The sequence below is a fragment of the Thermodesulforhabdaceae bacterium genome (assembly GCA_037482015.1).
Taxonomy (GTDB): Bacteria; Desulfobacterota; Syntrophobacteria; order Syntrophobacterales; family Thermodesulforhabdaceae; genus JAOACS01.
The window spans coordinates 14,013-26,196 of record JBBFKT010000012.1; the positions used below are offsets into that span (position 1 = coordinate 14,013).

At 39.8% G+C, this 12,184-nt stretch carries 11 protein-coding genes; 9 read left to right on the top strand and 2 right to left on the bottom strand.

Translation table 11 applies throughout. From position 1 onward, the window contains the following. Positions 1-4: 4 nt before the first annotated feature. A complete protein-coding gene (locus WHS38_10830) occupies positions 5-1,510 on the bottom strand; it encodes a sigma 54-interacting transcriptional regulator (GenBank protein MEJ5301470.1) in 1,506 nt (501 codons plus the stop codon). Positions 1,511-1,596: 86 nt separating this feature from the next. Between WHS38_10830 and dnaE the strand changes: the two genes are divergently transcribed. From dnaE to WHS38_10850, 4 genes are read left to right on the top strand one after another with little or no spacing between them, the layout of a single operon-like run. Further along, positions 1,597-5,187 (top strand): DNA polymerase III subunit alpha, encoded by a 3,591-nt coding sequence (gene dnaE / locus WHS38_10835; protein MEJ5301471.1) that lies wholly within the window; start codon positions 1,597-1,599, stop codon positions 5,185-5,187. A 22-nt stretch (positions 5,188-5,209) separates the two neighbouring features. Continuing rightward, complete coding sequence (locus WHS38_10840) at positions 5,210-5,551, top strand: MTH938/NDUFAF3 family protein (protein ID MEJ5301472.1); 342 nt, start codon at positions 5,210-5,212, stop codon at positions 5,549-5,551. Between the two features lie 9 nt (positions 5,552-5,560). After that, complete coding sequence (locus WHS38_10845; protein MEJ5301473.1) at positions 5,561-6,040, top strand: DNA polymerase III subunit chi; 480 nt, start codon at positions 5,561-5,563, stop codon at positions 6,038-6,040. 9 nt (positions 6,041-6,049) lie between these two features. Beyond that, on the top strand, positions 6,050-6,340 hold the full coding sequence (locus WHS38_10850) for a succinate dehydrogenase assembly factor 2 (GenBank protein ID MEJ5301474.1): 291 nt from the start codon (positions 6,050-6,052) through the stop codon (positions 6,338-6,340). Positions 6,341-6,357: 17 nt separating this feature from the next. Here WHS38_10850 and lepB read toward each other — a convergent pair whose 3' ends face one another. Further along, positions 6,358-7,014 (bottom strand): signal peptidase I, encoded by a 657-nt coding sequence (lepB, locus tag WHS38_10855; GenBank protein ID MEJ5301475.1) that lies wholly within the window; start codon positions 7,012-7,014, stop codon positions 6,358-6,360. Positions 7,015-7,133: 119 nt separating this feature from the next. Between lepB and pilM the strand changes: the two genes are divergently transcribed. Genes pilM through WHS38_10880 form a run of 5 tightly spaced genes read left to right on the top strand, consistent with a single transcriptional unit; the run spans position 7,134 to position 12,067 of the window. Further along, positions 7,134-8,204, top strand: coding sequence for a type IV pilus assembly protein PilM (gene pilM, locus WHS38_10860; protein ID MEJ5301476.1), 1,071 nt, complete (start codon positions 7,134-7,136; stop codon positions 8,202-8,204). Further along, entirely contained in the window at positions 8,201-8,800 is a 600-nt protein-coding gene (locus tag WHS38_10865) for a PilN domain-containing protein (GenBank protein MEJ5301477.1), read from the top strand. Before pilM ends, WHS38_10865 begins: the two co-directional genes overlap by 4 nt. 21 nt (positions 8,801-8,821) lie before the next feature. Then, positions 8,822-9,442 carry a type 4a pilus biogenesis protein PilO gene (gene pilO / locus WHS38_10870; protein MEJ5301478.1) on the top strand — a complete coding sequence of 207 codons (621 nt, stop codon included), beginning with the start codon at positions 8,822-8,824 and terminating at the stop codon, positions 9,440-9,442. Between the two features lie 15 nt (positions 9,443-9,457). Continuing rightward, complete coding sequence (gene pilQ, locus WHS38_10875; protein MEJ5301479.1) at positions 9,458-11,413, top strand: type IV pilus secretin PilQ; 1,956 nt, start codon at positions 9,458-9,460, stop codon at positions 11,411-11,413. Positions 11,414-11,446: 33 nt separating this feature from the next. Beyond that, positions 11,447-12,067: a L,D-transpeptidase gene (locus WHS38_10880; GenBank protein ID MEJ5301480.1), complete on the top strand. Its 621-nt coding sequence runs from the start codon at positions 11,447-11,449 to the stop codon at positions 12,065-12,067. Positions 12,068-12,184: the final 117 nt, after the last annotated feature.

Sequence of the window (12,184 nt, forward strand, 5' to 3'; positions counted from 1 at the left end):
TTGATTAGGATGATCTAATTTTGAGTCCATACTTGGCAGCTTTATATTGAATAACCCTTCTGGTAGTTTTGAGGAGTCGTGCTGCTTTAGATACGTTACCACCCGATAGCTGAAGGGCATCCATGATAAGAGATCTCTCATAGGATTCGACCATGGATTTAAGAATTCCAAAAGATTTTTCAGAATGGGGGATGTTTTTTGGTTGAAGAGTTGGTGGCAAGTGAAAAACTTCAATTGTATCTTCTGTAGCCATTAACACTGCTCGCTCTATGACATTTTCTAATTCTCGCACATTTCCTGGCCAGAAGTAATTCAGAAAAATTTCGGCTACTGTTGGAGAGATTCTTTTTACGGATTTACTCAGTTCATGCGAATACTTAGAAATAAAATGTTCAGCAAGTAGTAGAATATCTGCTCCTCGATCCCGAAGTGGTGGAATATGAATGGTAAAAGCGTTAAGCCGATAATAAAGATCCGCTCTGAATTTCCCGTTCTCAACTTCTTTCTGTAAATCCCGATTAGTTGCGGCAATAATTCTAACGTCAACCTTTACGGTTTTAGAAGACCCAAGAGGCTGGAATTCCCGTTCTTGCAGGACTCTTAGTAGCTTTGCCTGAGCGCCTAGAGGCAGTTCTCCCACTTCGTCTAGAAATATGGTGCCTCCGTGAGCTTCTTCGAACCTTCCTTTTCGCCTTGTAAAAGCACCGGTAAATGCCCCTTTTTCATGACCAAAGAGTTCGCTTTCAAGCAATGTCTCAGGTAGTGCGGCACAATTTACTCTGACAAGGGGTCCGTTGGCTCTTGGACTATTTTCGTGTATAGCCTTTGCGACCAACTCTTTCCCTGTGCCAGTTTCTCCGTAAATTAGAACCGTCATATTAGATGGGGCTACCTGGTCAATAAGTATCAGGACGTCTTGAACCCCCTTTGATCGCCCGATGATGTCGGTCTTGGGTCTTTTAGGGTTAGCCACAATTCTTCTTAAACTTAAGTTTTCTTCCTCGATGGCTCGAACATAGACAGATTTTCCTAGCAGATCGGCAACGGCTGTAAGTAAATTAAGTTCCCTTTCTAAATCTTTTTCATCTTTTTTCGAAACACTGTCTGCGGAGAGAACACCGACAACTTTTTCTTGATATTTTATGGGAACACAAAAGAATGCAAGCTCTGATCTATTTAGGTTTTTTCTGATACCGGTGCGATCGAGAAAATGAACCTCTTGTCCTAGATTGGCTACAGCAACGGGACGTCCCGTTTGAGCCACTTGTCCTGTGATGCCTTCACCGGGGCGATAGGAAATCATAGCGGGGGGAATATTCACACCCTGGATAACATCGAGCCAGACCTCGCCGGTAGAAAGATCTAGAACAGAAATCATACCCCGTTTCATTCCAAGATCCTCGCTTAAAATGTCGAGCACCTTTTTGAACTGATCACGGATTTCACTGCCGCTGGTTATAATCTTGGCTATTTTGTAAAGTGCTTGAAGTTCTTCGTAGGAATAGGCCATAATGTTTTTGATCGCACCTCCTCTTCGATAGATTTCAGGAGTAATATTTTACATACATTATGGTGATTTAGAAAAGGAGTTTATTTATGTCTTCCTTTGTTCATTTGCATGTTCACACAGAATACAGCCTTTTGGATGGGGCTATAAAAATAGGTGATCTGGTGAAAACTGCTAAAAGTTACGGTATGCCTGCCGTTGCTATAACCGATCATGGAAACATGTATGGAGCTTTGGAATTTTACGAAAAAGCCAGGGAAGCTGGTATAAAGCCGATTATAGGTTGTGAGATATACCTAACCCCTTACGGTTTGAAAGATCAAGCGGTTGAAGCAAAACGCATTAAAGAAGACGACGATGACAAAAACTATCATCTTGTTCTTCTTGCTGTGAATTTCGAAGGTTACAAAAATCTTTTGAAAATTGTTTCTACAGCCCACCTGGAAGGTTTCTATTACAAACCTTGCATAGATAAAGATCGTCTATCTGTTCATGCTAAGGGATTGATAGCTCTCTCGAGTTGCTTGAAAGGAGAAATTGCACGGAATATCCTGAAAAATCGCCCTGATAAAGCCCGAGATGTGGCAGGGCAATACGTAGATATCTTCGGATTGGAAAATTTTTACATAGAGCTTCAAGCCAACGGATTATTGGAACAGGCTCAGGTTAATGAAGAGTTAATTCGGCTTGCCAAGTCAATGGGACTTAAGCTGGTTGCAACAAATGATTGCCATTATTTGAAAAAAGATCATGCCAGGGCTCATGAAATACTTCTCTGTATACAGACTAATAAAACTATTTTTGATGAGAAACGAATGAGGTTTCATACTGATGAGCTATATTTTAAGTCCCCTGATGAAATGGCTCTGGCATTCCGACATATTCCAGAAGCGATCAAAAGCACGATCGAGATTAGCGACCGATGTGAGCTTGAGATCCAGCTAGACAAACATATATTTCCGGAATTTCCTCTTGACAACGGCGAGACTGCAGAGAGTCGTTTCGAACAACTTGCTCGGAGTGGACTTGTAAAAAGGTGGCAGAAGATTCAGCAAAGATTTTCAGATGAACAGAGAGAAAATCAGTGGCGGATATATCAGGAAAGGCTTGAGAAGGAAATAGCGGTAATAAAAAAGACAGGATTTGCCTCTTACTTTCTTGTAGTGGCGGATTTTATTAGTTACTCAAAAAGTCAGGGTATTCCTGTTGGTCCTGGAAGAGGATCTGCTGCTGGAAGTCTTGCGGCTTATGCTATGGGTATAACAGATATTGATCCTATCGAGCACGGGCTTCTTTTTGAAAGGTTTCTTAATGAAGAACGTGTGAGTATGCCTGATATTGATGTGGACTTTTGCCAAAGGAGGCGTGAAGAAGTTCTAAAATATGTAACGGAGAAATATGGAGCCGATCGAGTTGCTCATATAACCACCTTTGGAACGATGCAAGCAAAACAAGTAGTTCGTGATGTGGGAAGAGCCTTAGGGGTTCCATATTCAGAGGTGGATAAAATCGCTAAGTTAATCCCAGATTCTCTAGGAATGACTCTTCAGAGAGCTTTTGAACTAGAACCCAGATTAGAAGAACTTAGGATGCAAAATCCGCAGTACAGAGAGCTTTTCGATATTGCTTTTGTATTAGAAAGACTTGCCCGCCACGCATCAACTCACGCCGCAGGTATCGTTATCGCTGATCGCCCCATAATCGAATATGTGCCGCTCTATCGAGACCAAAATGGTGAAGTGGTTACTCAATATTCTATGAAATATGTCGAAAAGGTCGGGCTTATAAAATTTGACTTTTTGGGATTGAGAAATCTCACACTCATAAAAGATGCAGTTGAGATGATTAAAAAAAATCACGGAATAGAACTCGATATGTTAAACATCCCGCTTGATGACAAAAAAACCTATGAGCTTTTATGTCTGGGTGACACAACGGGCATTTTCCAGCTTGAAAGTGCAGGCATGAGGGATATTCTGGTTAGACTTAAACCAGAGCGTTTTTCTGACATCGTGGCTCTTGTTGCCCTTTATCGGCCTGGACCTATCCAGAGCGGGATGGTGGATCAGTATATTCGAGCTAAACACGGTGAAATCCCCATAAAATACGAACTCGATGAACTCCGACCCATTCTTGAAGAGACTTACGGGGTTATCCTCTATCAGGAACAGGTTATGCAAATTGCGAGCACTCTTGCTAATTATTCTCTTGGAGAAGCTGATATTCTTCGTCGAGCCATGGGGAAGAAAATACCAGAGGTTATGCAGGCTCAGCGCAATCGCTTCCTGGAAGGATGCAAGGCAAACAATATCAGTGAAGAAAAAGCTAATAAGATCTTTGATCAAATGGAAAAGTTTGCTCTCTACGGTTTTAATAAGTCTCACAGTGCTGCCTACGCCTTTATAACTTATCAAACAGCTTATCTTAAGGCTCACTATCCCCTGGAATTCACTGCCTCTCTCATGAATAGCGTATTAAGCAATTCGGATAAGATAGTTAAGCTAATAAACGAATGTAGAGAAAAAGGAATTGATGTCCTTCCTCCCGATATTAATGTTAGCAATAGTGGTTTTAGTGTTTCAAACGGAAAAATACGTTTTGGACTTGCTGCTGTGAAAAACGTGGGAGAGGCAGCAGTGGAAGCGATTTTGGAAGAGAGATCCAAAAATGGACCATTTAGTTCGATTTTCGATTTTTGCGAACGAGTTGATTTACAAAAAGTTAATAGGCGAATTATCGAACAACTTATCAAGTGTGGATCCTTTGATTCCATTCATCCTCAGCGGTCCCAGGTGATGGCTGCTCTAGATGAAGCGCTGGAACGAGCTCAGGCTTTTCAGAAGGAGCGTCAGGGAGGACAAAGGACTCTATTTGAGCTTCTGGGGAAAAAAGGGTCTAAGAGTGGTGTCAAGCCAATGTTGTCTGCCCAGCTTCCAGAGTGTCCTCCATGGGATGAAAAGACAGTGCTTCGATATGAAAAGGAATCTCTTGGATTTTATGTTTCATCTCACCCAATGGATATTTACAAAGAACGACTGAAATACATATGTAGTGGAAGTTCTAGAGATGTAGAAACTATGCCAGATGGGGCTGAAGTGGTGCTTGCAGGCATTCTTTCGCTTGAAAAGGAGGTGACAACAAGAAGAGGCGAAAAGATGGGGTTTCTCCAGCTAGAGGATAAAGAAGGTCTGATAGAAATGGTTGCTTTTCCTGAAACATATGCACTGGTGAGAGATCGACTTCACGACGAAGATGAACCTGTTGTGGTGATAGGGACTGTTCAGAACCAAATAGGAGGGTTTGATGATGAAGAAGCTGGAAGCGCCGATGATGCTCAACAGCAAACTGGTTGGGGAAGACGATCTGGTGTTAAAATAATTGTGAAGGACATTATTGACATAGACGAAGCTGAGCGACGATCAATAGACAGACTGATACTTCATATGAGAACAGATAAACTTCAGAAGGATGATCTGTTTCGATTGCGTAATCTTATCGTGGATCATAGGGGAAATTGTCCTGTGTTCTTGAAGCTTGATGTGGATGGAAAAGGGGAAGTAACGGTGCTTTTAGGAGATGAGTATAAGGTTAATCCTTCAAGTGATCTGTTGGATGGTTTAAGAAGGCATTTTGGGGGAGGGTCCTTGGAGGTAATCTATGGTATGGCATGTGGGGGTTGAAATTTAGGTTCAGGAGTTATCCATGATAGAGAAGTATGGTTTTGGTTCGATGGTAGTTAGTGGGCAAACCTATAAATCTGACCTAAAAATTATCGGTGATAGTGTTATTCCAAATTGGTGGAGGAAAGAGGGGCATAAACTAAGAGAAGAAGATATACAAGATATTTTGGATTATGAACCGGAAGTGTTGGTGGTTGGCACAGGATTTTTCGGTCTGATGAAAATAGATGATGCACTGAGAAAGTTACTTGAAGAAAAAAGTATAAAACTGATTGCTGAAAGGACCGGTAAGGCTATGAATGCTTTTAACGAAGCTTATAAAGAAGCCAAACGAGTAGCTGGAGCCTTTCATCTTACCTGTTAGAAGGATCCCATGGTCATATTCTTTGAGACTACTCGTAAGGGAAAAGATCGAGATCTGGGTGAGCTTATAGAATCTATAGTGGAACGTTTTTCTCGGTCTGTTCATGTGATTACTTCTTCCACGATAGAAGCCACTCGTATTGATAATCTCTTGTGGACATTCAAAAAGGAGTCATTCATACCTCATGTTATTTTAGGCCCTGGAGAATCTACAGAAGAACGGTTAGAAAAGGTTTTCATTACTGTTGGATTGACTGTTTTACAGAACTGTGATGTTGTAATACCTCTTGATGTTGATCAAGGTGAGGATATTTTTTTATCTTACAAAGATGGTATAGTAATAGTCCTTGGTGATGATCAGGATCAGAAAGAACGAGCAAGAGAATTATGGCGGAGGCTTGCTAGGCTTAATGTTCCCAGACACCATGTTTTTTCGCGAGATAAAAATTCATGGCTTGAATTATTAAACCATGTTTGGGAGAAGGCATAGAAGGATGCCATGAGCCTAAATGAAGGAGATAATCTTGCATTGCGCAAAAAGAAAATAAAATATCATGTTTCTAGGCGTGCAAACCTTGAGTTAGAGGCACTTTTAAGAAATTTCTGGACTCAACAGGGGGAGAGCCTTTCAGAAGATCAAATAAAGGATTTTGAAAATATCCTTGAATTAAACGACCTGGATCTTCTTGAGATGATCTTGGGCATAAAGCCTGTGCTTAAAAAAGAATGGGAAAACATTATTCTTATGATTCGCAGATCTTGGAATCAGAAAAAGGAAATTGCTGAGTAAACTTTGAACTCCTGTTTTTAGCGTATTAATCGTCCAATCCTGCTCCATCTTACGAAGAATTTATTTGGGTTTAGGCTTAAGTGGCCGTTTGAATTCCACGACCAGTATATTATAAAGGCTTTGCCTTTAACCGCCGATATGTCAACGAATTTCCAGAAACGGCTGTCGTAACTTTCGTCCCGGTTATCGCCCATAACGAAAAAGCTATTAGGTGGGACATTAATGGGGCCCAAGTTGTCCCTAGGGCTTAATTCAGCGGGTAATATGCGAGAATCTGTGTGTTGAACGTAGGGTTCTTCAAGTTCCCGATCATTAACGTAAACGCGTTTGTTTTTTATGAACACCTTATCTCCAGGAACCCCGATTACTCGCTTGATAAAATCCTTTCCAGGATCCAGAGGATACTTAAACACGATAATATCCCCTCTTGTTGGTGTTGCTCTGTGCCAGATAGTTGTATCTATAAAGGGGATTTTAACGTCATAGGTGAACTTGGTTACTAGGATGTGATCCCCAATTAATAGGGTAGGTATCATTGAACCGGACGGAATTTTGAACGCTTGCACGACAAAAGCTCGAATGAGCAGGGCAAGCATCAAAGCGATAATGATAGATTTGACATATTCCCAAACGATTTGACGTGGCGATCTTTGTGTTTGAGATTGTTCTTCCATAAAAACTCCTTTTTTATTTTTTTTTTGCTTTTTGCAAAAAGCAAGTATATATGAATTAGCAGCTAACTTGCAAGATTGGGGGCTATAATTGTGTCGCAAAAATAGAAAGGGATGAGGGTATGGCCTTTTTAAGAAGAAAGAAGGCGTTGATAGGTTTGGATATTGGTTCTCATTCCGCAAAAATTCTTCAACTCAAGCAAACCAGAAATGAATTCATAGTTCAGAAAGTTGGGATGGCTCAATATCCCTCGGGTTCTTTTGATGGCCATCACATTGCTGATATAAAAGCTGTAGCAAAGACAATATCAAAGCTGTGGCAGAATCTGAATCTGGAAGGGAAAAAAGTGGTTCTTAGTGTGCCTGGTAACGAGATAATGACAGAGATGCCTCGTATCCCCCTAATGAAAAGATCCGCTGTTTTCTCTTACGTTGATGATAAAATCAAAGATTTTATTACGTACTCACCTGATGAAGTTTTTTACGGAGTGGATATTCTTGAAGAAAACAAGGAAGGAACCTTGACTATCCTTATCGCCTATGCAAGGCGGGGTATAGTGTATGATTATGAAAAGCTTATGAGCATTGCTGGACTCTATCCTGTCATTCTTGATGTTGATTATTTTGCCCTTTTTAATGCATTCGAAGCAACAGAAGGACTTCCTGCCGATGAAGTTATAGCTCTGGTGGATATAGGGGCATCTAAAAGTATTTCGGTTATTATCGAAAATAAATTTCCAGCATTTACCAAGTCTTTCCTGATGGGAACTAATGAACTAATTTTTCAGTTGATGGATAAATTCACACTTTCTTACCAAGATGCTTATGGTTTTATCACAGGCACTGTCGATCCCGATGTAATTGCCTATCCTGAAGATGAAGTTAGAGCGCTCCTCCTGTTTTTTATAGATCAAATGGTTTCAGAGATGAAAAACATTATGGATTATTTTTCAAGCCTCGAGGGCAAAAAAGTAAAAAGAGTATTTCTAAGTGGAGGACTGGCTCGATCTCCGGGTATAGCTTTGCAAATCGAGAAAAGTCTTGGTATCCCCGTTTTTATTTTTAATCCTCTTGCTAGCGAGAAAGTTAAGGTGGAATCGGATGTAGATCCAGATTATGTCAGAGCCATAGGTCCTCAGATGGCGATATGTTTTGGATTGGCTTTGAGGCAGGAGGAGGGCAAGGGGAAATGATACGGCTAAACCTTCTTCGAGAAAGAAAAATCGAAAAGCCCAAAACCCTGATGTGGCAGTTTTGGCTTTATATACTAGTGATCATCTTGGAGCTTGCAATAACTGGAGCTGTGTGGAAGTATCAAGATCAAAAAATTAAAAAACTGGATATGGAAAAAAGCCAGCTTGATGCTGAGATAAAGGTGTATGAAAAATATGACAAAATCTTAAAGGATCTTCAGGCAAAGCTAAACGACGTAAAAAAGAGAACAGAAGTTATATCAGGTCTTACAAGAGATAGGGATAATGTTGTTAGACTTCTTGCACTTATGACAATTTTGCTCCCTGAAGATAGTATGTGGTTTGAAGAAGTTAGATTTTCAGGAAATGTGGTTACAATTATAGGATTTGCTAAAAGTAATGAGACCCTAGTAGAATTTATGAGAAGTTTGGAAAAGTCATCTTTTGCTCCTCAGGAAGATATAAATCTTGTCGTATCAAGGGCTGAAGAATACTTCGGTAATGTTTTACGTAAATTTGAATTAAGGTTCAAATATAAAAATTTTTCTCAAGTTATAGCTTCGACAAAGGAAAAACAAGAGCCAAAGAAACCTTGATATAGTTTGGAGATAAAGAGCATGAAATTTAAAAATGACCTTGCTCAGAAAAAAGAAGTTATAGAATCTTATCTCAAAACTCTTTCTAATAGAAAAAAAATTGCGATTTTAATAGGAACTGTTTTGATTATATCTGGAAGTTTTTGGTATTTTATATACCAAGGCAATGAAAAAATAATTGCCCAGAAGACAAAAGAGATTGAAGAAGCAAGAAACCGTTTAGATCAATTGAAAAGAGCTGAAAAAATGTCCAAAGATTTAGAGAAGCAATTGACTGAAGCAGAAGCTAAGCTTCAGGAATTGCTTGTGTTTCTGCCTGATATTCGTGAAATTCCATCAATATTAGAGAATATTTCTGGTCTCGGAGGTCGAGTTGGCTTGAAGCAACTAATTCTCTTTGAACCTAAAGGCGAAGAGTTAAGAGAATATCACGCTGCCATTCTTATACATCTTACGATGTTAGGCGATTATAACAAGGTGGGAATGTTTTTTGATGAACTTGCTCACACTCAGAGAGTGCTAAAAGTCAGAGATTTTACAATGAAACGCAAAGGTAATGGAGAAGTTGATGTCGATTGTATGGTTGAGACCTACAGGTATGTAGAAAAACCACCTGAACAACCTAAAGGAAAGAAAAAATAGGTGGGAGGTAGTGAAATGGAATTTATGATAAACTACATTATTGCGAGAATTATTAAAGATCGAGGTTTTTATAGTTATAGCGGTAGTGGGATTTTTTTATCAAAAAGAATAGTTTTACTGCTTAGCATAGTTCTTTTGGGAGTTATCTTTGTAAAGGTGGGATCAATTTATGCTGATTCTGATGCCAAATTGCTGAAAATATCAGGATTGGATCAGGAAGGAGCTTTTGTGCTAACTATAGAAACAGATAAACCCTTCAAAGATTGCAAAATCTTAGATCCAAAAGATAAGACGAAACTTAATATCTTGCTCGAAGGGGTTGGTTTAGAAGGGCCTGTGGCATCCGTTCCTATACGTTCTTCTTACTTAAAACGTGTTATAATGAAGTCGCATAATCAGGGCGTTTTGATTACTGGAGAACCACAATTAGATTGGAATGGCTTTACGATAGATAAACATCAGACTACCGTATATATACGAATCTATCCAGCCTCGAATTCAATAACCTCAAATAAAAACAGTTCCTCTGGTGGTTATGCTAAAGACGGTTATTCCCACCAGAATTATGCACTTACACCAGTGGTTGATAAAGGTAAGGACTTATTACCTGCGGTTGCCCCAGGTGGTTCTGTAACTATGGGTTCTGAATCTATAATTGAAGGACCGAAAGTTTATACTGGAAAACCTATAAGTCTTGATCTGGTGGATGCTGATATTAAAAACGTTATACGTTTAATTGCTGATCTTACTGGCATGAACATTGTCGTGGATCCTGATGTCGGTGGTAAAATTACTCTGAAAGTTGAGCAAGTTCCCTGGGATCAAGTGCTTGATATGATATTAAAAGTTAATAATCTAGGCACAGAACAAACTGGTGACGTGTTGCGTATTGCAAGAAAAGAGAAACTACGCAAAGAACTTGAAGAACAGCAAGCTCTTATTAAAGCCAAACAACAATTAATAGAAGAACAAATGAACTTGGAAAAATCCAAGAAAAATGTCGGGGTTCTTGAAACTCACTATCTTACCATCAATTATGCCGACATGGACGTCGTAAAAAGGCAAATTGAGAACACTGTAAAAAGTGGTGACGGAAAAGTGGAACTTGATCCCAGGACAAGAACTATTATTTATACCGACTATGCTCCTAGAATAGATGATGCTAAAAGGCTTATTGCAATGCTTGATAAACCCCTTCTACAGGTTCTACTGGAAGCGCGTATTGTTACCGCAACATCAAATTTTGCAAGATCGCTTGGAGTAGATTGGGGATTTAACTACCGAAATATAGGGAATACAACCTTTGATCCTACCAATCCTAAAAATAAGGCTACGTCATATTCGCCTGGTTTTGCTATAAATAACACTCCCGCAACAACAAGTGCACCCCTTAGTTCTACTCTCGGGTTTGGATGGAATCTCCTTCGAGGAAGAGATCTTTTTTCTATTGATATGAGTTTGAAGCTAGGAGAAAAGAGAGGGGCTGCGAAGCTGGTTTCTTCTCCTAAAGTTCATACACTTAATAACCAGCAGGCTAAAATAAGCCAAGGTCTCGAGATTCCTTACACTGTGCAGGGAAAGGAGCAAGAACCTACTACGGAGTTCAAGGAAGCTAAATTAGAACTTAATGTTACTCCAAGTGTTACCCCTGACAAAAGGATTTTGCTCGATCTATCCGTGGAAAAATCGGATCCCGATTTTTCCGTAGTTTCGGCTAAAGGTGAACCGTCCATCAAAAGAAGGGCAGTTACAACCAAAATCCTTGTGGAAGATGGCTCGATTGTGGTGCTTGGTGGAGTTTTGGAGGAGTCGATGAGCACAGCTAATGTTTCAACTCCTGGCATGTCCAAAATACCTGTTCTTGGGAACTTGTTTAAGTCTAAGGATACCAAGGTTGAAAAAAACGAACTCTTGATTTTTATACGTCCAAAGATTATAGAACTCCCGCAGGTTCAACTCTCAGCTCAATAACACATCAATGGCAGATTTGAAAAGGGGACTGTTATGCGATTTGGAAAATGGTTGTTTCTGCTTATTCTTTTGATGATGGTGGCGGGTTGTTCTCTATTTTCTCCCTCTTCTCAGGAAACTAAAGTGGAAAAACCTGTTGTGCCCCCAAAAGTTGAACTCAAATTCGATTACTTGCGCCCGGCTTATATGGTTAAGGATCCTAAGATCTTCGTCTACAAGTCAAAACGCAGAATGTATGTTTTTGATGGTGATACTATTGTTCGCGACTATCCGATAGGTCTAGGGAAAAATCCCCAAGGAGATAAAGAGCGTGAAGGAGACGGTAAAACACCGGAGGGAGTGTTCTATGTTTGTAGGAAAAATGAAAGGAGCAAATTTTATAAATCTATAGGTTTGAGTTATCCATCTCTTGCCCATGCTGAGAAGGCTCTAATGAATGGTCTAATTACTGTGAGCGATTATCGAAGAATAGAAGATGCATACCGCCGTTATGACACTCCCCCATGGGATACTCCTCTTGGAGGTTATATATTTATCCACGGTGGTGGGGCTCATTCGGATTGGACAGAAGGCTGTATCGCTCTTTACAATTCTGATATAGACGAGTTGATTGAAATGGTCCGTGTAGGAACTCCTGTTTATATATACCCATGACGATTATTTTTATTTGCCCATGGTATTACTTAGTAGTTAATTGTATCAATTTTTAGTAAGGATACTGTTTTACGGATTTTTCCTGCAAGTTAAGTTCAACCTTATAAACTACCCTAA